Annotated in this window: 23 protein-coding genes and 3 pseudogenes; 11 read left to right on the top strand and 15 right to left on the bottom strand. The window is 70.1% G+C overall.

The annotated features are described in order from the left end of the window. Positions 1-66 precede the first annotated feature (66 nt). The 4 genes and pseudogenes from ABZ027_RS03860 to ABZ027_RS03875 all read right to left on the bottom strand — a co-directional run bounded on the left by ABZ027_RS03860 (position 67) and on the right by ABZ027_RS03875 (position 4,828). On the bottom strand, positions 67-2,247 hold the full coding sequence (locus tag ABZ027_RS03860; RefSeq protein WP_356764064.1) for a hypothetical protein: 2,181 nt from the start codon (positions 2,245-2,247) through the stop codon (positions 67-69). A gap of 517 nt (positions 2,248-2,764) precedes the next feature. Further along, the gene (locus ABZ027_RS03865; RefSeq protein WP_356764066.1) at positions 2,765-3,223 is read right to left on the bottom strand and encodes a phosphotransferase; all 459 of its coding nucleotides are present in this window, start codon (positions 3,221-3,223) and stop codon (positions 2,765-2,767) included. A gap of 489 nt (positions 3,224-3,712) precedes the next feature. Then, positions 3,713-3,871 (bottom strand): annotated as a pseudogene (locus ABZ027_RS03870) (transposase family protein); the annotation flags it as partial. 270 nt (positions 3,872-4,141) lie between these two features. Continuing rightward, positions 4,142-4,828, bottom strand: coding sequence for a DUF2848 domain-containing protein (locus tag ABZ027_RS03875; protein WP_356764068.1), 687 nt, complete (start codon positions 4,826-4,828; stop codon positions 4,142-4,144). A 184-nt stretch (positions 4,829-5,012) separates the two neighbouring features. Here ABZ027_RS03875 and ABZ027_RS03880 point away from each other — a divergent pair. The 3 genes and pseudogenes from ABZ027_RS03880 (at position 5,013) to ABZ027_RS03890 (ending at position 7,536) form a co-directional block, all read left to right on the top strand. Further along, a pseudogene (locus ABZ027_RS03880) lies at positions 5,013-6,375 on the top strand (MFS transporter). A 13-nt stretch (positions 6,376-6,388) separates the two neighbouring features. Then, a complete protein-coding gene (locus ABZ027_RS03885; protein ID WP_356764070.1) occupies positions 6,389-7,180 on the top strand; it encodes a carbon-nitrogen hydrolase family protein in 792 nt (263 codons plus the stop codon). Beyond that, positions 7,177-7,536 (top strand): cupin domain-containing protein, encoded by a 360-nt coding sequence (locus tag ABZ027_RS03890; protein ID WP_356764072.1) that lies wholly within the window; start codon positions 7,177-7,179, stop codon positions 7,534-7,536. The genes ABZ027_RS03885 and ABZ027_RS03890 overlap by 4 nt, the downstream gene beginning before the upstream one ends. On the opposite strand, the gene ABZ027_RS03895 is transcribed toward ABZ027_RS03890, so the two are convergent. Both ABZ027_RS03895 and ABZ027_RS03900 read right to left on the bottom strand, forming a co-directional pair. Further along, positions 7,533-8,180, bottom strand: a complete 648-nt coding sequence (locus ABZ027_RS03895) for a GntR family transcriptional regulator (protein ID WP_356764074.1) — start codon at positions 8,178-8,180, stop codon at positions 7,533-7,535. The two genes, ABZ027_RS03890 and ABZ027_RS03895, sit on opposite strands and share 4 nt — an antisense overlap. A gap of 63 nt (positions 8,181-8,243) precedes the next feature. Continuing rightward, the gene (locus ABZ027_RS03900; protein WP_356764076.1) at positions 8,244-9,875 is read right to left on the bottom strand and encodes a PucR family transcriptional regulator; all 1,632 of its coding nucleotides are present in this window, start codon (positions 9,873-9,875) and stop codon (positions 8,244-8,246) included. Positions 9,876-9,991: 116 nt separating this feature from the next. On the opposite strand from ABZ027_RS03900, the gene ABZ027_RS03905 reads away from it, so the two are divergent. From ABZ027_RS03905 to ABZ027_RS03915, 3 genes are all read left to right on the top strand, one after another. Then, the gene (locus ABZ027_RS03905; RefSeq protein WP_356764078.1) at positions 9,992-11,458 is read left to right on the top strand and encodes a sodium:solute symporter; all 1,467 of its coding nucleotides are present in this window, start codon (positions 9,992-9,994) and stop codon (positions 11,456-11,458) included. 125 nt (positions 11,459-11,583) lie between these two features. After that, positions 11,584-12,342 (top strand): class II aldolase/adducin family protein, encoded by a 759-nt coding sequence (locus tag ABZ027_RS03910; protein WP_356764080.1) that lies wholly within the window; start codon positions 11,584-11,586, stop codon positions 12,340-12,342. A 51-nt stretch (positions 12,343-12,393) separates the two neighbouring features. Beyond that, the gene (locus tag ABZ027_RS03915) at positions 12,394-12,525 is read left to right on the top strand and encodes a hypothetical protein (protein WP_356764459.1); all 132 of its coding nucleotides are present in this window, start codon (positions 12,394-12,396) and stop codon (positions 12,523-12,525) included. An 87-nt stretch (positions 12,526-12,612) separates the two neighbouring features. Here ABZ027_RS03915 and ABZ027_RS03920 read toward each other — a convergent pair. Further along, positions 12,613-12,830 (bottom strand): annotated as a pseudogene (locus ABZ027_RS03920) (PHP domain-containing protein); the annotation flags it as partial. Positions 12,831-13,028: 198 nt separating this feature from the next. Beyond that, positions 13,029-13,949 carry a haloalkane dehalogenase gene (locus ABZ027_RS03925; protein WP_356764082.1) on the bottom strand — a complete coding sequence of 307 codons (921 nt, stop codon included), beginning with the start codon at positions 13,947-13,949 and terminating at the stop codon, positions 13,029-13,031. 372 nt (positions 13,950-14,321) lie between these two features. Here ABZ027_RS03925 and ABZ027_RS03930 point away from each other — a divergent pair, with 372 nt between their 5' ends. Both ABZ027_RS03930 and ABZ027_RS03935 read left to right on the top strand, forming a co-directional pair. Then, positions 14,322-15,308, top strand: a complete 987-nt coding sequence (locus ABZ027_RS03930; RefSeq protein WP_356764084.1) for a WYL domain-containing protein — start codon at positions 14,322-14,324, stop codon at positions 15,306-15,308. Between the two features lie 196 nt (positions 15,309-15,504). Beyond that, on the top strand, positions 15,505-16,302 hold the full coding sequence (locus ABZ027_RS03935; protein ID WP_356764086.1) for an SGNH/GDSL hydrolase family protein: 798 nt from the start codon (positions 15,505-15,507) through the stop codon (positions 16,300-16,302). Between the two features lie 112 nt (positions 16,303-16,414). Here the strand turns inward: ABZ027_RS03935 and ABZ027_RS03940 are convergent, their stop codons facing one another. The 3 genes from ABZ027_RS03940 to ABZ027_RS03950 form a co-directional block, all read right to left on the bottom strand. Beyond that, on the bottom strand, positions 16,415-17,305 hold the full coding sequence (locus ABZ027_RS03940; protein ID WP_356764088.1) for an MBL fold metallo-hydrolase: 891 nt from the start codon (positions 17,303-17,305) through the stop codon (positions 16,415-16,417). 67 nt (positions 17,306-17,372) lie between these two features. Further along, positions 17,373-18,161 carry an SDR family oxidoreductase gene (locus ABZ027_RS03945; protein WP_356764090.1) on the bottom strand — a complete coding sequence of 263 codons (789 nt, stop codon included), beginning with the start codon at positions 18,159-18,161 and terminating at the stop codon, positions 17,373-17,375. Between the two features lie 89 nt (positions 18,162-18,250). Beyond that, complete coding sequence (locus tag ABZ027_RS03950; RefSeq protein ID WP_356764092.1) at positions 18,251-18,826, bottom strand: TetR/AcrR family transcriptional regulator; 576 nt, start codon at positions 18,824-18,826, stop codon at positions 18,251-18,253. A 412-nt stretch (positions 18,827-19,238) separates the two neighbouring features. On the opposite strand from ABZ027_RS03950, the gene ABZ027_RS03955 reads away from it, so the two are divergent. Beyond that, positions 19,239-19,472, top strand: a complete 234-nt coding sequence (locus ABZ027_RS03955; RefSeq protein ID WP_356764094.1) for a hypothetical protein — start codon at positions 19,239-19,241, stop codon at positions 19,470-19,472. A gap of 374 nt (positions 19,473-19,846) precedes the next feature. Here ABZ027_RS03955 and ABZ027_RS03960 read toward each other — a convergent pair whose 3' ends face one another. Both ABZ027_RS03960 and ABZ027_RS03965 read right to left on the bottom strand, forming a co-directional pair. Beyond that, on the bottom strand, positions 19,847-20,710 hold the full coding sequence (locus ABZ027_RS03960; RefSeq protein WP_356764096.1) for a hypothetical protein: 864 nt from the start codon (positions 20,708-20,710) through the stop codon (positions 19,847-19,849). A gap of 288 nt (positions 20,711-20,998) precedes the next feature. Beyond that, positions 20,999-21,520 (bottom strand): hypothetical protein, encoded by a 522-nt coding sequence (locus tag ABZ027_RS03965; RefSeq protein ID WP_356764098.1) that lies wholly within the window; start codon positions 21,518-21,520, stop codon positions 20,999-21,001. Between the two features lie 364 nt (positions 21,521-21,884). Between ABZ027_RS03965 and ABZ027_RS03970 the strand changes: the two genes are divergently transcribed. Both ABZ027_RS03970 and ABZ027_RS03975 read left to right on the top strand, forming a co-directional pair. Continuing rightward, the gene (locus ABZ027_RS03970; RefSeq protein ID WP_356764100.1) at positions 21,885-22,991 is read left to right on the top strand and encodes a DUF5937 family protein; all 1,107 of its coding nucleotides are present in this window, start codon (positions 21,885-21,887) and stop codon (positions 22,989-22,991) included. 56 nt (positions 22,992-23,047) lie between these two features. After that, on the top strand, positions 23,048-24,307 hold the full coding sequence (locus ABZ027_RS03975; RefSeq protein WP_356764102.1) for an MFS transporter: 1,260 nt from the start codon (positions 23,048-23,050) through the stop codon (positions 24,305-24,307). 389 nt (positions 24,308-24,696) lie between these two features. Here the strand turns inward: ABZ027_RS03975 and ABZ027_RS03980 are convergent, their stop codons facing one another. Further along, positions 24,697-24,861, bottom strand: coding sequence for a hypothetical protein (locus ABZ027_RS03980; RefSeq protein ID WP_356764104.1), 165 nt, complete (start codon positions 24,859-24,861; stop codon positions 24,697-24,699). 434 nt (positions 24,862-25,295) lie between these two features. Further along, a complete protein-coding gene (locus tag ABZ027_RS03985) occupies positions 25,296-25,847 on the bottom strand; it encodes a hypothetical protein (protein WP_356764106.1) in 552 nt (183 codons plus the stop codon). Positions 25,848-25,874: the final 27 nt, after the last annotated feature.

Below are 25,874 nucleotides of genomic sequence, written 5' to 3' on the forward strand. Positions count from 1 at the left end.
TTGATTTCATTTGGAGTGAATGAGGAGGAAGCCCCTTCATGGCCTCGCCGTCGACAACGCTAGCACTCAGCCCGGAATCAAGTCGCGCAGATTTTCGAGTGTGATGATTCGGGAGTCCGGGTGCAGCCCCTCGGGACGTTCGAGACCGATGTACATCACGGGCTCGTCCGGGACCGGCTCACCGTCCCACAGGCCCACGGCCGTGGTGTCGCGGGACATCAGGTCGATCAGGTACCTCATTGTCAGCTGCTCGCGCTCCACGAGGGCACGCACCACCTTGGAGACCGACACCTGGTTCTCCTCGACCCGGTTCGCCTCCGAGATGCCCTTCAGACAAAGGTGCAGCCACTTCGCACGCCACCGGCCGTCGTCCCCGCGCTGGAAGACCAGAGGAAGCGCCACACGACCTACCCCACGCAGCTCCGACTTCATCCGCACCGTGCGCGGCTCGAACGGACGGCCCCTCTGCTCACCGTCACGCAGCATGAACCCGAAGAACGACTCCTCGACCTCCTCGAAACTCTCGCCCGCGTAGATGTTGACCTGCGGAACGATGAACGTGCTGCGCACCCGGTCCAAGGACAGGTTGATGAACTCCGAGGCCCCGTCGGGCGCCTCGGTGACATCGCCCGAGTGCTCTCCCCCGACGGCTGTGAGGGCCGTGTAGGAGAGCCAGGAGTCGGTGCTGTAGTCGCTGTGCAGCAGCAGGGCGGACAGGTCGTAGTCGGTCCGGCGCTCGGTCTCCTTCCAATACACGAAGAAGCGCAGCAGTTCGCCGTCGACAGTAGAGACCGAACCCCGCGGCATCACGCCGAACCCGGCCGCGGTCGCCCTGCCGCTGAGCGGGAGCGCCACGTCTAGGACGTCAGGGTCGAGCAACACCCGGCCCGGCGCCGGGAGCCGACGGCGCATCTCGGTGTCGAGGGCGGCGATCAGACGGTCGCGGTCGGCGGCCGGTACCGGAGGCCGGACGTCGGGGGTCACCCAGGCGCGGCCCCGGCGGTTGACGAAGATGCGGGGTTCGTCGGTCTCCCGCTCCCGGTTGTGGAAGTGCTCACGGACCGCGAGGAGGACCCGGCCGGAGACCTCGGGAGCGACCTCCACCGCGGCGGTCACCACAGCGTCCCGCTCCTCCTGGTCGGCGGCGATACGCAGCAGGAGGTCCAGGGCGCGGAACAGCTTGCCGGGAGCGGACGTCAGCAGTTTCACCGCGCTGGGGACGTCGAACTCGTCGAGCAACTTCTCGACGCGACTGTCGAAGGACCGCGCCTCTTTCTCGCCCCGCGCGACGGCGAACACATCGGCGGCGTGTGGCCAGCGCGGGTACTCGTGCGGATGGAGACGCTCACCGAGCCGCTTGAACGGCTCCCGGTGCGCGTGCACATCGGCGAGCTTCGCCGGGTTCGCCGCGACCACCGCGTCGAGGCCCGCGAGCAGCCCCCGGCGCACCGGCCGCGACAGCTTCGTGAACCGGGTCGGCTCCTGGAGCGTCACGTCGCCGCCGGACAGTGCGCAGGCCAGACGCAGGACATCGGTGACGGTGTCCAGCAGGAGGTCGGCGCCGACGCCGAGGCGGGCCTCGTTGACGACCGCCCGGTTCTCCCGGACGGGGATCGCCTCCGGCTGGGGGCCGAGCGCGCATCGCTCGGCCAGGGTCCTGAGGTCGCGCAGGTGGTCCTCGCCCAGGGGCGTCGTACTGCCCGCCAAGGCCAGGTACAGGTCTGTGAGTTCGTCGTCCAGGTCCCGCCCGAGGTGCAGGACGGTCACCCGGTCGCCGGCCGAGGCGATCAGTTCGTCCTGTGCCGCGAGCATCTCCTCGTAGGTGTGCTGGTAGCGGCCGTACGTGGGGAGGCTGAGCAGGTCCAACACCCCGTGCGCCAGCTGCGTCAGCACGTTCTCGCGGGACGTGTCGTCGCCGAGCGCCTTCGCCACACACCGCATCCAGAACTCTTCGGTGTCCGGCACGTTCGCCGGAAAGTCGATGAAGTACGCATTGTGCCGGACGTGGTCGCCCATCATCTCGCTCACAGTGCGCAGCGTTCGCTTGGCGGTGTGCGTGACTGCGGCCTCGGACAGCCCTGACAGCCGCTCCAGCAGCTCGCCCGAGAGCTTGAATCCCACGGATATCAGCGCCGCGTCGAACTGTCGTGCGGCAGCGGCCCCTTCCCCGGCGGAGCCGTTGGGGCCCTTGGGGGCGGAAAGGCGGTGGGTGTGCCGGATGACCAGCGATTCGAGACTGTGCGCCATTCGGGGATGATCGCAGAGGTGCGCGAGCCGACGCACCGGAGTTTCTTGTACGCGCTCCGACGCCGTGACCAAACGGCCACAAGATCATCTCACCCGTGACCGGCCACCATGGGCCGGATCCGCACCCGGAAGCTGTGCGAAGTGGAGGACCGGAAGGTAGCCGCTTGAGGCATCGACCCGGTCCAGATCGGCGAGGGTTACCAACTCGCCCCGGACGGGACCGTCGCGGAGCGATCACGGGGAGCGGTCACGGGGAGCGGTCACGGGGAGCGGTCACGGCGAGTGGTCACGGGGAGTGATGTCGCCGTTCGTTCCGGACGCGTCGCAGAGCCGTCGGCTGGAAGCCAATGTGCAATTCGGGGTGCCTGGTGCGGGTGTGCGAGCGGCGCCATCCGGACGTGGCAGCCGGGCCCGGCACTCGCCACCGCGCCCGGTCCCCGGGCCGTCTTGGCTCAGCTCATCTGGTTCATCAGGGCGGTGACATGGGCATTCAGCCGCTTCTCCACGGCCCGTGTGGTCAGTTCCGAGATTGGTGGAGCAGTGCGCCACATCGAGGTCCGCCGGGCCCCAGGAGGTCTGTACCCAGTCGATCACCCCGGTGATCCGGGGGGCCTGCCAGGCTCGGGAACGCCACGTCGAACAGCACGTTGCCGGGGTGGAAGTCCCGGTGCAGGAACCGCCCCTCATAGGACGGCGCAGGTTTGCGGATCACGTCGATCGCCGCTGCCCATGCCGCCGCGTCGGCACCGTTTGGAGGAACGACGGCGTCGGCGGTCGTCCACGCCTCATATGCCCGGGGCCGCTCGGCGGGTCGCAACGCGTGGATCGCCACGAGTTGACGGGCCAGCAGGGGGACGCGCGCCTCCAGTCGCTCGTCGTCGAGGACGGTCCGGCCCGCCAGATATGTCATCAGGAGCGACAGATACTCGCAGTACGCGGCGGTCGGATCGGCCGCGACCAGTGCGGGAGCAGGCACGCCGGTCCCCGCGAGCAGCGTGAGGACGGCAACCTCCTGATTCAACGATTCCGACGACCCGTTCGCCGATGTCCAGATACCGGCTCACCCAAGCCAGGGTCAACGGGCGGACGGCCCCCACCTCATCGTGGTTGATCAGCGTGCCACCCCATCATCCGGACGGACACAGGCGCAAAGTCCTTTCGCTGGAGGCGATGGCAACCGCGCTGTGCTCCTCTCGCAGTTGCCGCAGACACCGATCAGGCACCCGCATGGAGCGAGACTTGGTGCCGGTCTTCGGCTCTGGCGTACCGCTGCACCGTGTGACGACCCCACCTCAGGTGACTGGCACCGGCCCGGATCCCCATACCTCGGTCCAGCAACCCGTGGACCAAGGCGGGATGGGCCTGTAACCGCGCGGCGAGGCGCCCGTTGTCATGCGGCGAGCGAAGGGGCGGGTCAGGCCCGGCATCTGCTCGGCGAACGTCCGCTGTCGCACTCCGGTTTCGCGCAGACGAAGCGGCGGACCTCCCCCACGATCCGCACCCGCCGGGTGGCCGGCGGCACGTCCCGCAACTGCCGGCGGTAGCGGTCGTGGACACGAGCCGACGGGCACCCGCCGTTTGGACAGCACCCTTCACCGGACCGCCACCGAGCCCGGACGGTCATCGCTCACCTGCCGCACACGGCCGCTTCGGAAAGCACCGCGATTCCCGCGAACAGGACGCCCTGCCAGGAGAGTTCACGTTCATCCAAGTCCAGGACGTGGTCAGCAGCTCGTTCTGCCGGCCCGATCCCCGTAGAGCTGATGGGGCGTCAGAAATGCGGGATGCGGGCGCACCGCACCCCGGCACAGACATGCGCATCGAACGCGCCCCTCACCGACCGTGACGGCTCCCCGTGATCGCAGACAAGTGATGCCGAACGCCGCCCCGGTGCTCAGCCGATGGGTGCCGGCATGGACTGGACGTCGTACTGGAGGCGGATCGTGTCTCCGGTGGCGGGGTCGGCCAGCTCCACGATCCAGCCGTCGGCGAACTGGTCGACGCCGGGGGTCATGGGGATGGTGCCGGAGATCAGGACGGTGCCGGGCGCGAGATCGCCGCGGGAGCGCAGGACATCGGTCCAGTAGGCGGGGGTGAGGAGTTCGGCGAGGGTGCCGTTCTGGATCTCCGTCGGGGTGTCGCCGTGGGTGACCCAGGCCCGCAGGGTGAGCTCGTCCAGGCGGGACTCCACGTCGGCCAGGCGCCAAGCGCGGCGGGCGAGGACGTCAGGGCCGGCGTTCTTGCTCCAGGCCACGCCGTGCACCTCCAGGTCACGGTCGGTGTGGTCGCAGGCGGCGGTCAGCAGCAGTTCCCCGTCGTTCGCGACGACGAGCGCCCACTCCGCCTCGCCGGAGGTGTGCCCGTGCTGCGCGTGGACGCGGTCGGTCTGCTGGGCGAGGTAAGGGGAGACGGGGTAGAGGGCGGGCGTCACGGACGGGCCGGGCACGCCCAGCTCGGCAAGCTCCGCGACGTGTGCGGCGACGTCCTCCTGACTGCGTCCGGCATACCCGGCGTTGAGGACCTGGACGACGTCGACCTCGCGGGTCGATCCGTCGGGCAGTTCAAAGGTCAGTACGGCCATGAGGGCACTCCTGGAGGTCGGGGGACGGGACCGCGGCGGCGGTGCGTCCGGTTTCGTCGCGGTGAAGTTCCCGTCGCGGTCGAAGTTCTCGTCGCGCAGGGCTTGCGCATACGACCTGTATACAAGAAGTATGCCGGAAGGTCGATGCCCCGAGCGTCGATGCCCCCGAGCAAGGATGGGAACCATGCCCGACACCCTCAAGGACGACGCGAAGGCGTCCGATCGGCACTCCGGCGTCCGCCGGGCCTTCATCGCGAGCCTGACCGGCACGGCCCTGGAGTGGTACGACTTCGCTGTCTACTCCGCCGCGGCCGCCCTGGTCTTCGGCGACCTGTTCTTCCCCTCGCAGGACCCGCTCACCGGCACGCTCCTGGCCTTCTCCACCTATGCGGTCGGCTATGTGTCACGCCCGCTGGGCGGGTTCGTCTTCGGCCGCCTCGGTGATGTGATCGGCCGCAAGAAGGTACTGATCGCCACGCTGGTCCTCATCGGCGTGGCGACGTTCCTGATCGGCGTCCTGCCCGCGTACTCGACGGCCGGCGTCGCCGCCCCGATCGCCCTGGTCGTGCTGCGCTTCGCGCAGGGCGTCGGCGTCGGCGGCGAGTGGGGCGGCGCCGTACTGCTGTCCAGCGAGTTCGGGGATCCGCGCCGCTGCGGCTTCTACGCCTCCGCCGCCCAGGTCGGCCCACCCGCGGGCAATCTGCTGGCCAACGGCGTGCTGGCCGCCCTCGGCGCGCTGCTGACCGAGGCGCAGTTCGAGTCATGGGGCTGGCGTGTGGCGTTCTTGTTCTCCGGCGTGCTCGTCGCGTTCGGGCTGTGGGTCCGGGCGAAGCTGGAGGAGACTCCGGTGTTCAAGGCGATGGAGGCCGAGCACTCCCCGGCCGCAGGCACCCGTCCGCGAGGTGTTCGCCACGCAGCGCCGCGCCCTGGTCGCCGCGATCCTGTGCCGCGTCGGCCCGGACGTCCTGTACGCCATGTTCACCGTCTTCGTCCTCACGTACGCCACCGAGGAACTCGGCATGTCACGCGGCTCCGCCCTCGCGGCCGTGCTCATCGGCTCCGCGATCCAGGTCTTCCTCATGCCGCTGGCCGGCGCCCTCTCCGACCGGGTCGACCGCCGTCTGCTGTACGGCGGTGCCGCGACGGCCGCCGGTGTGTGGCCCTTCGTGTTCTTCCCGATGATCGGCGGTGGCACCTGGCTGCCGCTCGCCACGGGGGTCGTCGGGGGCCTGGTGATCCACTGTTGTCTGTACGGTCCACAGGCCGCCTTCATCGCCGAGCAGTTCACGCCCCGGCTGCGCTACACCGGCTCGTCCCTGGCCTACACCCTGGCCGGGATCATCGGCGGCGCCGTCGCCCCGCTGCTGTTCACCACCCTGCTGAGTGTCTACGGCAGCTGGGCGCCGCTGGCCGTGTACATCGCCTCCGCCTCGGCCGTCTCCGTCGTCGGCGTCTGGCTGGGGCGCGGCCCCGATGCCGCCGTCGACGAGGACGCCGCCCTCGCCGCGCCGAAGGCGCGGCACACGCACACGACCACCAGTTCCTGAGGAGGCCCACACCGTGCGGATCGCCCTGAGCCAGCTCACCACCGGCCCCGACCCCGGCAAGAACCTCGTACTCATCGAGGAATGGACCCGGCGCGCAGCCGACGCCAAAGCGCGCATCGTCGTCTTCCCGGAGGCGTCGATGGCCTGCTTCGGCACCCCACTGGCACCGCTCGCCGAGCCCTTGGACGGACCATGGGCCGACGGCGTGCGCCGGATCTCCCGCGCCACCGGCACGGTCGTCGTGGCCGGCATGTTCACCCCGGCCACCGACGGCCGGGTGACCAACACCCTGCTCGCCACCGGGCCCGGGGTCGAAGCGTCCTACGACAAGATCCACCTCTACGACGCCTTCGGCTTCCGCGAGTCCGACACCGTCGCCGCGGGCTCCGGCACGACGGTCATCGACGTGGACGGCGTCCGGCTGGGCCTGGCCACCTGCTACGACATCCGCTTCCCGGAGCTGTTCCGGGCGCACGCCGACGCCGGAGCCGTCGCCACCCTGCTGGCCGCCTCCTGGGGCGCCGGGCCCGGCAAGCGCGAGCAGTGGGAGCTGCTGGCGCGGGCCCGTGCGCTGGACGCCACCGTGTGGCTCGCCGCCGTCGGCCAGGCCGACCCCGGCACCGGCCCGGGTCCCGCCCCGACGGGGATCGGGCACAGTCTCGTCGCCGGACCCGACGGGACCGTACGGCACGCTCTGGGCGCCGAGCCCGAGCTGCTGGCGGCCGACCTGGACATCGACGAGGTCGCCGCGGTCCGGCAGCGGACCTCAGTGCTGGCCAACAGGCGCCCGGAGGTGTGGCGATGAGCAAGCCCGAGCTGGAGTTCCATCTGCCCGACGGACCGTGGCATACCCCGGCCGGCGCCGGACCGGGTGTCGAGGAGCGCGTCCTGGCCGACGATCCCGGACACGGGTCCCGTACGGCGCTCGTCCGCTGGGCGCCGGGCACCGACAGCTCCGCACAAGGCGTGGCACGCCACGACTTCTGGGAGGAGGTCTACCTCGTCGAGGGAGCGATGCACGACCTGACGCTCGGCCGGACCTTCACGGCCGGCATGTACGCCTGCCGCCCACCCGGCATGCCGCACGGCCCCTGGACCTCCCAGGACGGCGTCACCATGCTGGTGATCACCTACCCGGAACCCGGTCCAGGCGCCGGCTAGCCCGCGAGCAGTACCTTGAGCGTCGACTCCAGATGGTGGTCGATCGCGGCCCACGCGGCCTGCGCGTCACCGGCGGCCAGGGCGTCCAGGATGGCCTCGTGCTCCTCCAGCACCGCTTCCTGGCGCCCCTGCTGGTTGAAGAGGGCGACCACTCCGGCACGGACCTGGCGGCTGCGCAGGCCGTCGTAGTGCCGGTCGAGGAGGGCGTTGCCGACGGCGGACACCAGGGCCGAGTGGAAGCGGTGGTCCACGGCGATGAACTCCCGGGCCTGGTCGGCACCCGTGAGCTCGCGCTGCCGTTCCAGCAGGGACCGCAGCTGAGCCACCGGCGCTCCCCCACCGGAGACGAGCTGCTGGGCAGCGTACCGTTCGACGATGCCCCGCAGCTCCATGAGCTCGCGGATCTCCCGTCCCGTCAGGGGGGACACCCGGGCACCCCGCTTGGGCACCAGCTCGACCAGGTCCTCGGCCGCGAGTTGCAGCAGCGCTTCCCGGACGGGTGTGCGGGAGACGCCGATACGGTCCGCGAGCTCCTGCTCCGACAGGAAGGCGCCCTGCATACCGGGATCCGTCAGCACCGTGTCCTTGAGATACGCGTACGCCTTCTCCCGACCGGACGTCACCGCAACCCCCAGCAATCGCATACACCTTGTATACGGACGCTACCACGCGCCTTCCGGGGGCGCAGGCACACGGCGGGCGCCGCTTCAGGGGCGCGTGCGCGGTGGGTCGGCCGGGGCGTCCGGCAGCCACTGCAGGGCGAACCAGAGTTCCATGCGGGCTCCGGGGTCCTGGAGGTCGACATCGAGGAGGTCGGCGACCCGCGCCAGGCGGTGGCGGACGGTGTTGCGGTGGACGTGCAGGGTCGCAGCGGTGCGGTCCCAGCCGCCGTGGAGGGTCAGCCAGGTCCGCAGCGTGTCGAGGAGGACGTCTGCGCCCGGCGGGCCGGCCCGGTCCAGGGGGGCGAAGCGGGTGCGGGCGAGGTCGCGGGCGTCGGCCGGGGCGACGAGGGCGTGGAGGGTGAGGGGGTCGGCGGTGTGGACGACGGCGGGTGTCCCGGCGGCGACCGCGCGCTCAAGGGCGCGTTCGGCCTGCGCGCCGGCGATCGGCAGATCGCCCACGGACGCGGGTGCGCTGTAGCCGAGGACCCAACCGAGCTCGGCCGCCCGGGCGGGAACGCTCGGCCGGGCGTCGGCAGCGCAGGGGACCAGTGCCTTGAGCGCGGTGCCGTCGATGTGCACATAGGGGGTGCCCAACAGGGCGGCCAGGCCAGCCAGTTGAGCTGGTCCGGCGACGGAGGGCGCGCCGTCGGGGTACCGGCCGTGGACCACCGTCCAGTGACCGTCCGCCGCCCCGTCCCCAGGGACCAGCGCGGGGGCGACCTCGGCGGGCGTGGCCCCGAGCATGAGCCGTACCAGCGCGCCGACGCTGCGGGTGTCGGTGCTCAGGGCGTGCCGCGGGCTGGTGAGCAGGGCCAGCAGGACCGTCCCCGTGCCGGTCACCTGGCGGTGCACGACGGTCGGGGGCGTGGTGGCGGCCTGTCCGAGGGCGAGCGTCGAGGCCGCCTGCCGGTCGACGCCGGCGGGCAGGGTGTGGACGGTCAGGTGGATGCCCCGGTCGACGTCGTGGGTCGCCGCCGCCGTGGGGCCGCCGTCCCGGCGCAGCGTGCGTACGGCGAGGTCGCGCAGCAGGTGCGGGGCGGCGGGGCGCCGGCCCGCCGAGAGGAGTTCGGTGCCCTGGGCGTCGTACAGGACCGACCATGCCCCGGTGTGGGCGGCGAGCTGGCCGAGGACGGACCGCAGGGCGTCCGGGCGGGCCGCGGCCGAGGCCAGCGCCGACTGGGACCGGGAGATCTCGCGCAGCTCGCGGTGGCGGGCCTCGGCGATCGCCGCGTACGCGGCCTGCCCGACGGCGACGAAGGGGGTGGCGGGCGGAAGGCGCAGGAGCGGCATGCGGTGCCGGTCGCAGGCCCGGACGAGTTCGGGCGGCACCTCGGCGTGCACGGGGGCCACGCCGAAGCCGAGCGCGGCGACCCCGGCGGCCACCACCCGTCGTACGTAAGTGTCGGTGCCGTCCGCGTCGTCGGGGAGCCGTACGCCGGAGGTGAGGAGGAGTTCACCGCCGACCAGGTAGGGCGAGGGGTCTTCCAGTTCCGTGGTGCCGACGGTGCCGACCAGACGGTCCTCGGCCGCCGGTCCGGCGACCTGGGTGAGGCCGAGACCCGGATCGGCGAGCAGCACACCGAGGCGCACGGACGGCTGCTCGGCGGCGGTGTCGGCGCCCGCGGACGCGCCGCCCGACGCGCCGGTTGCCTCATCCGCGGTGTCGGACTCGTCCAATGATCATCTCCCGATTGGGCAGAAACGGCACTTCAGCCCCAGTACACCCCGTGGCTACGGTCATGTCACCCCCCAACTCCCCTTCCCGCTCCCTCCCCTTCCCCCGGAGGTCCCCCGTGTCCGTCGACTATCTCGTCATGGCCGTCTACCTGGCCGGCATCATCGGCGTCGGCTGGTGGGGCAGACACCGCGCCGCCTCCAAGAGCGACTTCCTGGTCGCAGGCCGCCGGCTCGGCCCGCTCATGTACACCGGCACCATGGCCGCCGTCGTCCTGGGCGGCGCCTCCACCATCGGAGGGGTACGTCTCGGCTACACCTACGGCGTCTCGGGTGCCGCCATGGTCGGCGCCATCGGCCTCGGACTGCTGGCCCTCAGCGTCTTCTTCTCGTCCCGCATCTCCCGGCTGCGCGTCTACACGGTCGCCGAGATGCTGTCATTGCGCTACGGCGACGCGGCGAGCGTGATCTCGGGCGTCGTCATGTGGATCTACACCCTCATGCTGGCGGTGACCTCGACGATCGCGTACGCCAGTGTCTTCGACGTCCTCTTCGACGTGCCGCGCTGGGCCGCGGTGGTCGTCGGCGGCACGATCGTCGTCGGCTACTCGGCGCTCGGCGGCATGTGGTCCATCACGCTCACCGACATGGTGCAGTTCGTCGTGAAGAGCGTGGGCGTGCTCGTCCTGCTGCTGCCGATCGCGGTGGTGAAGGCGGGTGGCTTCGGCGCGATGGCGGACCGGCTGCCGGGCGGCTACTTCTCCCTCACCTCCATCGGCGGGCAGACCATCACCACCTTCGTGCTCATCTACACCTTCGGCATGCTGATCGGGCAGGACATCTGGCAGCGCGTCTTCACCGCCCGCAGCGACAGGGTCGCCGCCTGGGGCGGCACGGTCGCCGGTGTCTACTGCCTGGTGTACGCCCTGGCCGGCGCCGTCATCGGGATGGCGACGAAGACCCTTTACCCGAACCTGGCCGACGCCGACCAGGCCTTCGCCACCATCGTCAGGCACGCCCTGCCGACGGGCGTGCGCGGTCTGGTCCTGGCCGCCGCGCTGTCCGCGATGATGTCCACCGCCAGCGGCGCCCTGATCGCCTCCGCCACCGTGGCCAACCAGGACATCTGGGCCCGGCTGCGCCGCCGTTCGGTATCGGCATCGGCGGACCACGACGAGATCAGCTCCAACCGGCTCGCCATCGGCGTCCTCGGCGTCGTCTCCATGGTGATCGCCTGTGTCCTCGGGGACGTCATCGAGGCGCTCACGGTCGCCTACAACCTGCTCGTCGGCGGTCTGCTGGTCCCGATCCTCGGAGGCCTGGTCTGGCGGCGCGGCAACCTGCCGGGCGCGCTGACCGCGATGATCGCGGGCGGTACGACGGTGATCACCTTCATGGTCACCGACGGCCTGCTCGCCAACGAGCCGATCTACTACGGCCTGCTCGCCGGCCTCGTCGCCTACGTGGCCGCCAGCCTCGTCACCAGGCCGACCGACGAAACGGTCCTGGAGGTGTGGCGCCGCCGCCTGGCGGGCGAGCCGGCACCGGCCCCCGCCCCGGCCGCCCCGGAGCTCACCACGGCCTGACCGCGACCCGATGGCGCCCCTGCACGACCCGATCGCCCCCCTGCACCGCCCACCAGCGCACCCGAAGCCGCACCCGCACCCGCACCCGCACCCGCACGTGCCCGTACCTCGTTGAAAGGCCCCCGATGCCCACCCCCGCCGCGGAAGAACTCCGTCTGCGCCGTGAACTCGCCGCCGTCTACCGCCTGGTGGCTCACTTCCGGATGACCGACCTGATCTTCACGCACATCTCGGTACGGCTCCCCGGCCCGGAACACCACTTCCTGATCAACCCCTACGGGCTGCTCTTCGAGGAGATCACCGCCTCCAACCTCGTGAAGATCGACCTGGCCGGTCACCCCGTCGAGGAGACCCCTCACCCCGTCAACCCGGCCGGTTTCGTCATCCACAGCGCGATCCACGCCGCCCGTCCCGACGCCCGGTGCGTCCTGCACACCCACACCAGGGCCGGCTGCGCGGTAGCCGCCCAGGAGGAGGGCCTGCTCCCGCTCAACCAGATCTCCATGGAGTTCTACGGCAGGCTCGGCTACCACTCCTACGAGGGCGTCGCCCTCAACCTCGCCGAGCAGCAGCGGCTGGTCGCCGACCTCGGCGGCCACCCGGCGATGATCCTGCGCAACCACGGCCTGCTGACCGTCGGCGAGACCCCCGCCCAGGCGTTCCTGCGCATGTACTACCTGGACAAGGCCTGCGAGATCCAGACCACCGCCATGGCCGGGGGCGCCAAGCCCGTCCTCCCCGACCCCGAGGTCTGCGAACTCAGTGCCCGCCAGCTGGAAGGGGAAGACCACGGATCCGACCTCCAGGACGACAAGGCCTACGACCTCGCCTGGTGGGCACTGCTCCGGCTCGTCGACCGCGTCGCCCCGGACTACAAGGCCTGAGCACCGGCAAACCCCCCGTTCTCGTCGGGAAGCATCGCCGAGCATGTCGTGGTGGGAGCGCTGCCGGCCAAGGCCACCACGTTCAGCGTCCCCGGTCTCCTGATACTCCACGTCTGCAATGGACTGATCACCCGAGTCCGCGACTACCTGGACGGCTCAGGAGTCGCCAACGCCAGGGCGTGACGGTCCGACCAGTACAGCGGCAGCCCGCCCTGAGACCAGACGGTACTCAATGCTTCCCGTTCCAGCTCCCGAGATCTGTCTCAACGAGGCGACGTACGCCTCGATCCCGATGATCGGCTCAACGCCGTCGAAGCCCTTGGCGACCTGCTGGAACTCGTACGCACCGAACATGTTGCCGTGGTCACTCATCGCGATGGCGGCATGCGCTGCCGGGCAGCCTCAGCGAACATCGGCTGCAACCGCTGAGCACCGTCGAGCATCGAGTACTCGGTGTGACTGTGCAGGTGGACAAAGGAATCGGTCACCGGGAAAGCTCCTGGGAACCGCGGGGAAGAACGCGCCGGTCACGACAACCGGGCTTTGAAACGATCCGCATACAGAGCACCCCCGCGGGGTGGACCCCGCTCCCGGCAGGGGTGAGGCCGGTCTCCGCCACGTCACCACACCCACCCGCCCACCCGCCCAAGCGGGCAGGTGTGGGGGGCCGTCGTGCGGGTGGGCTGTCAGCCGAGGCTGAGGATGGTCTCGACCAGCAGGTCGGGCTGCTGTTCCTGCAGGAAGTGACCGGCGTCGGGGACCGTCACGTGCTTCTGCCCCTTCGCGCCGGGGACGCGTGCCTGGAGGATGCCCTCGAAGGGGCGCGAGATCTGTTCGTGTTCGGCGAAGGCGGTCAGGAACGGCTTGTCGAAGGCTTCCAGCCCGGCCCAGGCACTGCGCAGCGTCGAGGCGAGCGGTTCCGGAGTCTCGAGCGTGACGAGGTGCGGGAACTGCCGTGCCCCGGCGAAGTACCGCTCGGAGGGGAAGGGGGCGTCGTAGGCGGCGGCCTCCTGCTCGGTCAGGACGTCGCCGCTCACGCTGAGAGCGGCGGCGATGGCCCGCGCAGCGGTCAGGTCGGGCGCCTCGGACATCTCCCGCCACTGCAGGAACGCGCTGAACCCCTGCGTGAACTGCTCCTCGGTCAGCGAGGCCATGAAGCCCGGGTCGGTCAGGCCGGTGTTGGAAGCGACCACGGCCACGAACCGGTCGGGCGTGAGCCCGACGTGCACGTTGAAGATGTAGCCGCCCCAGTCCTGGCCGAACAGGGTGATGTCAGTGAGGCCGAGCTGGTCCAGCCAGTCACCGGTCCAGGCGATGTGGGACTCGTAGGTGTACGCGGCCCGGTCGACCGGCTTGTCCGAGCGGCCGAACCCGATCAGATCCGGGACCAGGACCCGCCGGCCCGCTGCCACCAGGCCGGGGATCATCTTGCGGTACAGGTACCCCCAGGACGGCTCACCGTGAGCGAGCACCACGACCGGACCGTCGGACGGCCCCTCATCGACGTAGTGCATCCGCAGCCCCTCACCGACCGTGACGTACCGCGGCTCGTACGGCCAGTCGGCGAGACCTTCGAAACGCTCGTCAGGGGTACGTTCGACATCCATGCCGGTCATGAGATCCTCCGAAGTCTTGGTTCTGAAGCAGCTCTCATCGGCTGGCTCGCTCTCGTGCTGAGCCGCGTGCTGCTGCCCCATGAACGTACGACCAGATACCTGACATGTGCCGTCATGTATATCTGGGACCTTTTCGGCACACCCGCAGGAGAGGCGGCGCGGCTGGCCGGGCCGACGTGTGCGGAGCCGAGCGTATGCGGCGGCTTTGATGAGCGGGGGCCGACGCGCAGGGTGGCCGCTCCGGTCCTTGCAGGAGCGGCGTTGGTGCACCGGCCGAGGCTCGGTCGGGGTGGGGGGAGCTGCCGTGGAGCACACTCCGGATACATGACGGGTTTCGTCATGTATCCGGGTCATTCTTGAGATATGAAATCCGACCGATTGCTGTCACTGCTGCTGTTGCTGCAGACCCACGGGCAGGTGCCCGCGACCGACCTGGCCGAGCGCCTGGAAGTATCGGTCCGGACCATCTTCCGCGATGTCGAGGCGCTGTCCGCGGCCGGTGTGCCTGTGTACGCCGAGCGGGGCCGCAACGGGGGTATCGCTTTGCTTCCCGGTTACCGCACCGATGTCACCGGCCTGACGGCCGACGAAGCCCGCGCGCTGTTCGTCCTGGTCACCGACCGGGCTCACGCCGACCTGGGGCTGGGGCAGGCGATCGGTTCGGCGCTGCGCAAGGTCATGGCTGCTGTGCCCGCGCCGTTTCGCGGCGACGCCGATCTCGCCAGCCGCCGCATCCTGATCGACCCGGTGCGCTGGCGCGGCAGCCCCCAGGAGCTCACCGTCGACCTCGGCGTGCTCCAGGCCGCGGTCTTCAATGACCGGAGGCTTCGGCTGCGCTACCGTCACGGCCGCGATGCCGAGGTCCGCTCCTACACCCTTGATCCGTATGGGCTGGTGAGCAAGGCGGGCATCTGGTATCTGATCGCCGATCACCGCGACAAGCCCATGATGTTCCGGGCGGATCGGATGCTCTCGGCGACGGTCATCGAGGATCCCGTCCAGCGGCGCAGCGGGGTGGAGCTGGCTGATCTGTGGGAGAGCCTGCGTCATGGGGTCGACAACGTGCCCACACCGGTGAACGTGTCGGTGAAGGTCCAGCGCCGCATGCTGGCGAAGTTCCTGGCTCTGCACGGTGCGGAGCTTGCCGCCCCGCCGCCGCCGGAGCCGGCCGATGCCGAGAGCACCGATCCGGTGCAACTGCAGGTGAGGTTCCGTTCGCTGGGCTCAGCTGAGCAGCTGCTCCTCTTCGGTCCCGCCGTCGAGGTCCTTCAGCCGACCGAGCTGCGTGGGGTGCTGGTCCGTAGGGCGCAGGAGACCATCGCCCTGTACGAGGGCTCTCGAGCAGACTGACAGCGGTCGCCGGGTCACTTTGTCGGCGCGTTCGCCTCCGCCGTCGCGGCGGGTGTCCTGACCTTCGCCGGTGCGCGGAAGGCCGTACACCTGCGGGGCGAACTCACGCGAGAGGTCTGTGGGGACGGCGCGTGGGGCATGGGCGCCGTTCTCGGGCTGGGCGCGCGACGACTAACCACCCAAGGGGAAGATTTCGATGAGGTCAGAACATATTCGGCATATCGCCGCGCTGGGCAGCTCGTACGCAGCGGGGCCTGGCATCGAGCCGATCGCGGACCAAAGAGCGCACCGCTCCTCCCGGAACTATCCGCACCTGCTCGCCGAACGTCTCGGTGCCGCGCTCACGGATCTCACCGTGAGCGGAGCCACTACCGAGACGATCACCTCCACGCCCCAACGTCTCATGTTCCGCACGATTGCGCCCCAGTTGGACGGCCTGCCGACGGATGCCGACCTGGTGACGATCACCGTCGGCGGCAACGACCTCCACTACATCGGCAGCATGGTCCGGCTGGGCCTGGCCGGCCGCTTCTCCTCCCACCCCCTCACCCGCCCGCTGGGCGCGGTACTGAAGAGGCGCGGCGTACCGCGACCGTCGGAGGACGACATCGACCGGGCGGCGGCCGGTCTCGCCCGAGTCGTGGAGGAGGTCCGTGGCAGGGCGAAAGGCGCACGGGTGGTCCTGGTCGACTACCTCACGGTGGTCGGACCCGACACCAGTTACGGCCGCGCAACGCCCTTCGACGCGGCGACCCTGGACGACTTCCGCCGCCTCGGCGGCCACGTCGCCGACGTCTTCGCCCGCGCGGCAACCCGCTCCGATGCGGAACTCGTCGCCATGGGACAACTCAGCCGTGACCACGCCCTCGGATCCCCCCAGTCCTGGGTCACCGGTCTCCCCGAGCGTCTTAGCGGCTCAAGACTCATGGGCGCCTTCCATCCCAACAGCGCCGGCATGCAGGCTGTGGCAGACGCGATCGCCGATCACCTGTAACGGCCGCACATGATGGTGCAGCCCTCTTTGGGACACACCCGGCTGGCGGAAATGTCGAACGGCCGGCTTCGCATGCGCGGAGTCGGCCGTTCGCCGTGGCGGCAGGGTGTGGCTACGAAGCTGAGCCGTTTCGCTGCATCGTCGCGTACGCCGAGACCAGCAGGCTCCAGTCGTTGGCGTGGTGCGGGTACTTCGCCTTCATCATGCCGAAGAGCTCACCGGTGTCCTTGGCGACCTCGGATGCGGCGGCGAAGTCGTGGATGAACGACCGGGTCTGACTGAGCATGGCCGCGACGGCATGGTCGTCGCCGTCGGGACGACGGTGCCCGGCCACGACCATGCGCGGCGCGAGGTCCTCGATGACCTGGAGCGTGTCGAGCCAATCCTTCCACTCGTCCAGGGTCGAGAGCGCGAGCATGGGGAAGACCTCGTTGTAGATGGCGTCCCCCGCGACGACTACGTCGATCGCCGGGACGTGAACGATGCTCGTGGGGTGGATGTCGGCCTGCTTGACCGTGATGACGTTGACCGGAGAGCCGTCCACGTACAGGGTCGTGCCTTCCAGTGCTTCGGGCATCGGCCCGTGCGGCACGGCCTTGTCGCCGAACATCAGCTTCCACTGCGCCTCTTGTGCGGCCCAGGTGGTGCGCATCGACTCCAGGATGTGCGGCAGCGTCACCGCCTTCGCGCCGGGGAAACGCTCCAGGAGCGGGCCGATGCCGAGGTAGTGGTCGGCGTGGTCGTGGGTGACGTAGATGGTGGTGAGGCGCTTGCCGGTCCGCTCGATGAGATCACCCAGTTCCTGCACCTCTGCTTTGAGGTGCAGGGCGTCGATCAGGACGATCTCGGTGGGGCCGCTGATCAGCGTCGCGGTCGTCGGCGAGAACGTGCCGGGCGGGACCTCGGCGCTCTTCTGGGCGGGGATCGTCGGCCAGTGGCCGGCGAACACGGTCGCCCTCAGGGGTACGTCATGCGAAGCGGACAAGTGCGGCGTGGAGTCCACGGTGAAACCTCCGGTTGTGGAGTGAAGGGTGGGAGGGGACGGGGGCGGCCGGGTCGGGCAGCCGCTGTCAGGCGGCCTTGAGGGTGCCGCCGTCGATGACGTGGTCGGCGCCGTGGATGTTGGCGGCGCGCTCCGACAGCAGGAAGGCGACCAGATCCGCCACCTCCTCGGGTTCGGTCAGGCGCCCCGAGGCGATGCCGACCTGTGCGGGCAGAGAGGCGAGCAGGTCGTCGTGGCCGACCCCGTATGCGGCGGCGACGTTGCCGCCGTATCCGTCCGGGTCGGTCCACAGCCGACTGGCCACGGTGCCCGGGGAGACGGTGTTCACGCGCACACCGCGCGGCGCCAGCTCCTCGCTGAGCCGCTTGCCGAACTGGGTCAGTGCCGCCTTGGCCTCCGCGTAGCCGACCGGCGTGCCGGTGTGCACGCGGGCGTTGATCGAGGAGATGTTCACGATCGCGCCCTTGCGTTCCAGGAGGCTCGGCAACGCCGCCTTGGTGGTCCACACCGCGCTGAACAGGTTGAGATCGAATATCCGCTGCCACTGCTCGTCGTCGACGTCCAGGACTGTGCCGACGGTCAGCCCGTCCGGGTCGCCCGCGCCGACGTTGTTGACGAGGAAGTCGATCCCGCCGACCGCGGCGCGCGCCTGATCGGCGATCGACGTCGCGCCGTCGCGGGTGCTGAGGTCGACGGAGATGGCCGCGGCGGCGACCTCCTCCAGCTCGGAGGTGATGGTCCGGGTGGCACCCACCACCCGCACGCCCTCCGCGGCCAGGGTCCGAGCAATTGCGAGGCCGATGCCGCGACTCGCGCCGGTGACCAGAGCGGTCTTTCCGCTGATGCCAAGGTCCATGATCTCCCTTTCCTGGAGAACTGCAGATTCTTGAACTGGGGGTCAAAAATTAGGGCGCAAAAAGCGGCTACCGCCCGAAGTGTGGTGTCTCAGAGGCCAGTCAGGGCGATGTCGATGATCCGATGGAGCGCCGGCCGGTCGAACGTCTTGGCCATGACCCGCAGCCCGGCGAGGGTGTTCTGGAGGAACAGCGCCTGCGCTCTGGCGTCGACGCTCCGGTCGACGTCACCGTCCCGCTGCCCTTGCGCGATACGGGCGGCGAGGAGCTCGATCAGGCCCTCGTCCATGCGGTGCACAGCGCGGGTGGCCTCCGTGTCGCGCCCGCCGAGCTCCCCGATCGTGTTCTGGGCCAGGCACCCGCGCCGGGCCGGTCCGTCCAGGTCCGCGTCCACGAGCAGCACGAAGTAGGCACGGATGCGCTCCTTGGCGGTGCCCGGGTGCGAGAGGAACTCTTCGGCCTGCTCGGCACGTGTCCGTCCGTAGAGGTCCAGCACCTTGCCGAACAGCTGACGCTTGGAACCGAAGGAGTGGTACAGGCTGCCCTTGGCCACCCCGGTCGCCTCCGCGAGGTCAGCAGGGGAAGTGTCGGTGTAGCCCTTGGTCCAGAACGTCTCCATCGCCTGCGCGATGACCACGTCCGGTTCGAAGCCCTTCGGTCTGCCCATACCGCTACCGTAGCCAGTATTTGTCCTGTAGGTCAAATACTCCACCGGAGACCAGCGAGCGCTCCCGCCCTCCCCCGGGCACCGGCCGACCATCCAGGAACCGGCGGTGAAGGAGTGGCGGCGGCGCCACCCGCTCTTTCCGCGGCTGCTGTTCGTCCCGGACGGCACCGGCCGTGCTGGCGTCGAGACCCTGGTCAGCGCCCTACGCGCGGCCACAGGGACCTGGCGCCGTTCCGCCTCCTGTGCGACATGCCCGCCCTCGCGGCCTCGTTGGTCGACCTGCTCAGGGACGGCCCCGCAGCACCTATGTGGCGCCCCGTCCAAACCCCGGACCGGACAGTCAGCTGGATGCGCTCCCGGCATCCGTAGCCGCATGCGCTGTCGGTGAAGGACCTGCACGTAAGATCCCGCTGTGGCACACACCTTCGAATATCTCGTGACGCTGGAGCAGGCAGCCGTCGACGCGCACGCCCGCCTCAACGACCTGGTCGTCGACTACGACAAGCAGTGGCAGGCGTGGCGGGAGGCATCCGCCGCTTTCCAGGCCGCCGTTACCGAACACGCCGAAGCCGAAGGCAAGTTGCGGGTTGAGGTGGAGATGGCGGTGAAGAACGCCGTCCGGCACCCGGAGCCCGTCGAGGGCTGACAGCAGCACACCCCCGGCCGGAGTTCCACGCTCGGACGGACGGGGGTGCAGCAACTGCCGCGCGCGGTTCCGAGCACGGCCAGGCCGCGGCCCATCCATCGCCCAGCCGGGACACCGGCTTGCTCCTGGGCCTCCCGTAGCGGCGTGCGGGCCGGGCGGCGGCCGTCGCCTACGACGGTCTGGCGCAGGTAGTAGCGGTACATCTGACCGGCCCGGATGACCTTGATATCCACTGTCATGGAGGCCACGTCACACGGCTCTGACCTGCAAGAAAATGCCGATCAGCGGCACGTCCCGCCAGACGGGAGGGGCGGCCGAACTTTCTTCTCAGGTGCCCAGCAGGCGGGGAAACGGCCCCGGGCCGGAAGCGAATGTCATCGCTCTCCGGTAGCCCTGCACACCGCCCCGAACATCTGAGGGCTGGCGTCAGAATGGCCACGAGTCAGGACAGGAGGGAGGCGAGCGCCGCGGTCACAGCGGCAGCAAGGGTGAGCACAGCGGCGAAAGCGGCGGCCCCCCGCCCCCCCCCAGATGGACGGGTGGATGAGGAGACCCGAAGAGGAAGTCCAGACAGCGCTCGCGCAGAACCGCCGCGCTCTGCTCGGGGCTCGCGGGACACCCATCTCTTCGCCCCCGGGGCCGGGGAGCGCGGTCCTGCAGTCGGTGTGCGGGAAGATGTCGATCTCTCCGATAACGACGTGCGCTGTCGCGTTCTCCCGGTCGGGGTAGGACCAGTACCTCGGCAGGAGGACGATCACGTCGTAGGCGTCGAGGGCGTCGGCCACCGCCACCGTGAGCGGATTGCGATCGGTGCGGGGCAAGCCGCGGTGACTCTCCTGCGAGGGGTGGCGGACCTGCCACATGCAGGTGTGACGTGCCAGGAGGCCGGGGCCGTCCGGCGAGGCCCACAGCGTGCTGGTCGTCGGCTCCGGCGGGGTGGCCGGCCCGATCTCCTTCTTGCGGCGGCGCCGGCTGCGACCCACTCCCCTCATGGTCCAACGCCAGTAGTCCTCGGCTTCCTCGAGGAGCAGGACCCGCTGTCCGCTGTGTGCCCAGGCCCCCGCGATCCCGCCGACCAGGTAGTGGAGGTTCCCCGAGCGCTCCGCCAGGAACCGCAGGACATGAGGTGCGTGCTGCGCATCGCCGGTCGCCGCGCGGCGCAGGGCTTCGGTGTACTTCTCCCCGCTCCGGCTCGCCCTGCGGGCGCTCTGCGCGGCGGTGGACTGGCTCTTCGGCATGACGTACTCCTTGGCCGGGCCGGGCCACGCCCCCGACACCGGTTCGTACGACTGCCGTGGACACGACGGAACGCAGAACAGGAAGGAGCGGGCCCCGCAGGACCTTGACCCCCGCGTCCGTCGGCGTGGCTCCGGAAGCAGGCAGTGATCGGCAGTACGCACTAGCCGGGCAGGATGCTAACCGGCGTGAGCGCACCGGCCGAAGACACCAGCCGCCGCCCTCGAACGGGCGAGGTCTCCGGCCTGCCGGGCGTGCAGAGGCATCGGGCCCTAGAAACTGGGTGATCTCTACCCGCTGCTGGAGTCAGAGGCATCACCCGTCGGAGAGCGGCCGTTGCGGCACTCGTATACCGCGAGCGGCAGTTCCTTCACGGCAGCGCGGGCACGTTCGGCGTCCGCTCCGTCGTCAAGAGCCTCCAACGCGGCGGCCGCCGACACGCGTACTGAACGGGGCAGGCCGTCGTAGGCGGAGAGCCCGTACGCGACGGTGCGGCGGGCATCCTGTTCCTCGTCGCTCGCCCCGTCAGGGGTCAGTGGGAAGACCGCTGCCTCGTACATCGCGATGCTCAACAGGACCGTGTCGGCGATCCCTTCCGCATAGCCGTCGCCGCTGACGGCCTGGACGGAAGCCACCGCGGGCCGGGGGCGGACAAGCATGCCGAATCCCGCGCCCAGGCTGGTGGTAGTCGCGCCCACCACGGCGCCCACCCAGCCGTCCAGGACGAAGCCGAAGCAGGCTCCGCTGCCCACCACGGACACCAGCACCGCGACGGTCATCACGTAAACGCGGGTACGGAGCGGGGTCCTCATGGCCAGCAGTATGCCCACGCCCCTGGGGAGTGCGGCCGGGGCCCTCGTGTCGTTGGCGAGCGGAGTCGTACCTCACTCGCCCGGCGATGCGCAGTCACTCGGGTGCGGACATGGCGGGTGGAAGGGATGGGAGGTGACATGGACGCTGCCGGAGCCGATGCTGACCACCCCCTTGTCCGTGCCCGATCTGCGGCCTGGCTGTGCTGCGGAGCCCAAATTATGGACAGGGTTTGTTGTTGTCCGTTGTCCAGCGCTAACGGCCCACGGCGAGAACGACGCACATCTTCGTCAAGTCAGCATTTCCGACCACCGCCTCGCGCGGCACGCTCCCTCCGGGGACGCCGGACGGCGAGGATGACGAGTCATGACGATCGTGTTCCGGGTGCCCGCCGGTGGTACTGAGCGGGTGGGGTTCGCCTACTCGCCGACGATGGAAGCCGTACTGAGCCTTCATGTGCTGGTGGAGCCCAAGCACCACCCCGTCCAACACGGCTGGGTACGCGCGATGCGCAGGCTGTCGCCGGCGCTGAAGCGGGAGATCGAGGCGTTCTCCTACGCGGTGCGCTCGTACTTTCCCGAGTTCCTCTTTCCGCGGCCGACCGGTGGGCTGGCAGACTTCACCAGCGAGCTGGCCGGCCTGCGTACGGCGGACCCGGAGCTGGTCCGGCTGGAGTTCGCCGTCCCGCTGCTTTCGCCGTGGCCGGGCGGCGGCGAGGGCAGGGATCCCCACGCGCTGTGGGCACCGGACGTACGCGCCCTGCTGCGGGAGCGTGTCGCAAGCGAAAGCGACGACGCGATGGCCGCGATGCTCCTCGACGACCCCCGCGCGCTCCTCGAAAGGTTCCTGAGCATGCTGGAACGCTACTGGCGGGAGGCGTTCGAGGAGGAATGGGCCCGCATCGAACCGGAACTGGCCGCCGGGGTGAGCGAGGCCGGGCACCAGATCGAACAGCGCGGCCTGTACGGCATGCTCCGCGGCCTGTGGCCGGAGGTGCGCAGCGACCGGCATGCCGAACGCTTCTGGCTGGAGCGCCCGCACGACCACGAGGTCGCCATCGGCCCCGGCGACACCCTGCTGCTCGCCCCCAGCGCCTATGTGTGGCCGCACGTACGGGTCAACTGCGACGGCCCCTGGCCCCTCGGGCTCGTCTTTCCCGTCTCGTCGATCGCCCGGGAAGCCCGCCCCAGGATTCCTCCCGCACAACTCGTCGCCATGCTCCGCGCGCTCGCCGACGACACCCGCCTGCGCGCCCTCCGGCTGATCGCCGAACGGCCGCGCAGCACCCAGGAGTTGGCCCCGCTCGTCGGCGTCAGCGAGGCCGCCCTGTCCAAGCACCTGCGCGTCCTGACGGACGCGGGCCTGCTCGAACGCCGCCGTGAGGGCTACTACGTCCTGTACCGGCTCCTGCCCGGCCAGGTGGCGGATCTCGCTCCCAGCCTGGAGAGCTTTCTGCACGCCAACGACCATTGATTAGCCATCTGCCTAATAAGTGGATCAGGTTGCGGAGGAGATCCGACAGTGGCGGCATGTCACTGCTCAGGGACCGCGACTTCCTGCTTCTCTTCGCCGGCCAGGCCGTCTCACGCTTCGGCGACGGCCTGTACACCGCCGCGACCGCCTGGCTGGCCTGGTCGCTGACGAAGGACCCGACGGCCGTCGCCGTGGTCAGCGTGGCCGCGTTCGCGCCCGCGTTCCTGGCCACGTTCGTGTCCGCCTCGTACGCCGACCGTTACGACCGCCGCAAGCTGATGATCGCCACCGATCTGGCCCGGGTAGCCGTGGTGGCGGTGGCCGCGGTGCTGCTGGCCCTCGGCCTGCTGAACCTGCCCCTGCTCGTGGCGACCACGGCGCTGCTGGCCCTGATCGGCGCCCCGTTCGCCCCGGCCCGCAACGCCATCGTCACGCAGATCGTCCCGGCCGACCGTCTGCAACAGGCCAACGGGCTTCTGCAAGTCGCCTTCCGGGCCGCCTTCTTCGTCGGCCCGCTCATGCTCGCGCCGCTGCTGGCCTACGGCTCCATGCGGGCGGCGCTGGTGGTCAACGGACTGACCTTCCTGGGCTCGGCGGGCGCCGTGGCCGCCATCCGCGTGACCCGCCCCGTCCTGGCCGCCGACCAGGCGGGCCTGTGGGCCGATCTCGCCGCCGGGCTCAGGGCCGTTCAGGCCGCTCCCGACGTGCTGGTGGTCATCGTGACCTTCGTGCTCGCCCTCGCTCTGACCAGCGGTTTCCTGACGGTGGGGCTGGTCGCCGTCGTGGGGCAGGGCGGCCGCTACGGCCTGCTGCTGGGCGTCGCCGGGGTCGCGGAAGTGGCGGGGGCACTCCTGCTGGCCGGCCTGCGGATGCGCAGACTCGCCCTGGCGGCGGTGCTGGCCTGGGCCCTGCTCGGAATCTTCCGTGCCCCGCTCGGAATCGTCACCTCCACCACCGGGGCCGCAGTGCTCCTGATCGCCACCGGGCTGGCCTCGGCCCTCACGGACATCCCGCTGATCGCGCTGGTGCAGCAGCGCATACCGAGTCACCATCTGGCGAAGGCGTTGGGTCTGTGGGAGGCCGGAGTGGCGGGAGCCCTGGCCGTTTCTCCCTTCGTGGCCTCGACCACCATCGCACTCACCGGAGTCAAGGACGCCTTCCTCCTCTCGGGCGCCGCCCTCGTCGTTCTGGCCATGACCGCCGCGCTCACCCTGGCCCGCACAGCTGGAGCACAGCGGCCCAGGCAGTTGCGCATCGGCGTCCCGCCTGGTTCCGAGGCCGAACAACCGGCAGTCGCGCCGGAGTCCGCCCGGTGACTGACCCCCTGCTGTCGTCCAGCCAGCCCCGATTCCGGACGGCCCGCCGTGAGCGAGGCTCGCCGCACCAGTCGTGAGCCGTTCGCGCTGAACCCGACTTCCGCGCCGCCGCCTTTTCTTGTGCATGCGAAGACGGTGCCGCCGTGCGACTTCGCGACATCCCGCACGATGGACGGGCCGAGGTCAGAGCCCGCCCGACCTCCTGGCAGTCCCGTACATCCCCTGCCGTCAGCAGTTTTCGGATCACGGTGCCGGGGACAGGGGCCGGGAAGGTCCTGGGACTGACGACCGCGGCCGGCCAGACGCGCCTCCTGGGCGCCCGAGAAAGTCGATACGGCCGCCGCTGCCGTGACGAGGTTCCGTCGGCGGTGATGCCGGGACGACGAGAATCAGACGCCGTAGGGGTTGTCGATGATGTAGACCCAGTCCCCCTCGCTCGTCCTCCTCATCACCTCGACCGCCTTTCCTTCCACGATGCCGCTCTCACCCGTGATCCGCCAGGACACCTGGACCATCGCCAGGTCGCCGTTCTGATGGACCGACCTGGCCCCCACCTCCATGGTGCTGGGCGAATCGAGGTAGGACTTCAGCGGTTCCTTGATTCCTGCCCTGCCGTAGCGGCTTCTGTCCCGGACCCGGTACGAACATGGCGTCTTCGTCGAACAGGGAACCCAGTCCGTCGAGGTCCCGGTCCTTGAGGTACTGGACGAAGCGCTCGTGCACGACTTCCGGTGTCATGTTCTTTCCTTTTCGTTTTCGTTTCTTCGTTGCGGACGGGCGGGTCGGCTACAGGCCGATCTACGTAAGCCATTGACCGGTGGTGCGCGGCGTCAGCCCCAGAAGCTGCCGGGCGCTGTTGTGCCCGCTGATGATCTTGTCCGGCACGGTGGCGAGGCCCTCGTGCAGTGCGGTGACCGCAGCAGCTCCCGCGTCTCCGGCGGCGTAGAAGGAGCGGGCCGGTGCGCCGGCGGCGGCCCTGGGTGAGGTGTCAGCGGGTGTGCGGGTCGTGCAGGGTGATGGGCTCGCCCGGGGTGGGCCAGTGCAGCGGGACGCCGGCGGCGTCGAAGGTCTGCTGGACGTGGCTGCGGTCTTCGGTGTAGTGCGCCCAGCCCTCGGCGTGCACGGCCACCACGAGGGGGTCGCCGAGCAGGCGGCGGGCCTCGACGGCCTGGACCGCGGTCAGCGACAGTCGTATGTCACCGAATGCCTCGAAGCCGGCCGCGCCCAGGTGCAGCAGCGCCACGTCGACGCGGTACCGCTCAGCCAGGGCGCTCATCGCGTCCAGGTCGACGGTGTCACCGGAGACGTACACGCTCGGTGTCGAGCCGTCGTCGGTGTGCAGAAGGAAGCCGGTGACCGGACCGGTGATGTCCTCGGTACCGACTGGACCGTGGCGGGCGGGGACCGCGGTGATGTTCAGCGGCGTGCGGCCCGGCTTCGACAGGGTCCGGGTCTGCCAGGGCTCCAGGCCGACGGCTGCGCCCCCGAGATCCTCGGCGCCGGCGGCGGTGGTGAACACCTCCGAGGCACCGGAGGCCACCGTACGCCCGGTGGCGTCGAGGCACCG

Source organism: Streptomyces sp. NPDC006332 (assembly GCF_040612855.1).
GTDB lineage: Bacteria > Actinomycetota > Actinomycetes > Streptomycetales > Streptomycetaceae > Streptomyces.

What these genes read in the sequence shown, in the direction of transcription:
- ABZ027_RS03860 (WP_356764064.1), bottom strand. Translation starts at nt 2,247, where the DNA reads ATGGCGCACAGTCTCGAATCGCTGGTCATCCGGCACACCCACCGCCTT.
- ABZ027_RS03875 (WP_356764068.1), bottom strand. Translation starts at nt 4,828, where the DNA reads ATGGCCGTACTGACCTTTGAACTGCCCGACGGATCGACCCGCGAGGTC.
- ABZ027_RS03890 (WP_356764072.1), top strand. Translation starts at nt 7,177, where the DNA reads ATGAGCAAGCCCGAGCTGGAGTTCCATCTGCCCGACGGACCGTGGCAT.
- ABZ027_RS03895 (WP_356764074.1), bottom strand. Translation starts at nt 8,180, where the DNA reads ATGCGATTGCTGGGGGTTGCGGTGACGTCCGGTCGGGAGAAGGCGTAC.
- ABZ027_RS03910 (WP_356764080.1), top strand. Translation starts at nt 11,584, where the DNA reads ATGCCCACCCCCGCCGCGGAAGAACTCCGTCTGCGCCGTGAACTCGCC.
- ABZ027_RS03925 (WP_356764082.1), bottom strand. Translation starts at nt 13,949, where the DNA reads ATGGATGTCGAACGTACCCCTGACGAGCGTTTCGAAGGTCTCGCCGAC.
- ABZ027_RS03930 (WP_356764084.1), top strand. Translation starts at nt 14,322, where the DNA reads ATGAAATCCGACCGATTGCTGTCACTGCTGCTGTTGCTGCAGACCCAC.
- ABZ027_RS03935 (WP_356764086.1), top strand. Translation starts at nt 15,505, where the DNA reads ATGAGGTCAGAACATATTCGGCATATCGCCGCGCTGGGCAGCTCGTAC.
- ABZ027_RS03945 (WP_356764090.1), bottom strand. Translation starts at nt 18,161, where the DNA reads ATGGACCTTGGCATCAGCGGAAAGACCGCTCTGGTCACCGGCGCGAGT.
- ABZ027_RS03950 (WP_356764092.1), bottom strand. Translation starts at nt 18,826, where the DNA reads ATGGGCAGACCGAAGGGCTTCGAACCGGACGTGGTCATCGCGCAGGCG.
- ABZ027_RS03960 (WP_356764096.1), bottom strand. Translation starts at nt 20,710, where the DNA reads ATGCCGAAGAGCCAGTCCACCGCCGCGCAGAGCGCCCGCAGGGCGAGC.
- ABZ027_RS03965 (WP_356764098.1), bottom strand. Translation starts at nt 21,520, where the DNA reads ATGAGGACCCCGCTCCGTACCCGCGTTTACGTGATGACCGTCGCGGTG.
- ABZ027_RS03970 (WP_356764100.1), top strand. Translation starts at nt 21,885, where the DNA reads ATGACGATCGTGTTCCGGGTGCCCGCCGGTGGTACTGAGCGGGTGGGG.
- ABZ027_RS03975 (WP_356764102.1), top strand. Translation starts at nt 23,048, where the DNA reads ATGTCACTGCTCAGGGACCGCGACTTCCTGCTTCTCTTCGCCGGCCAG.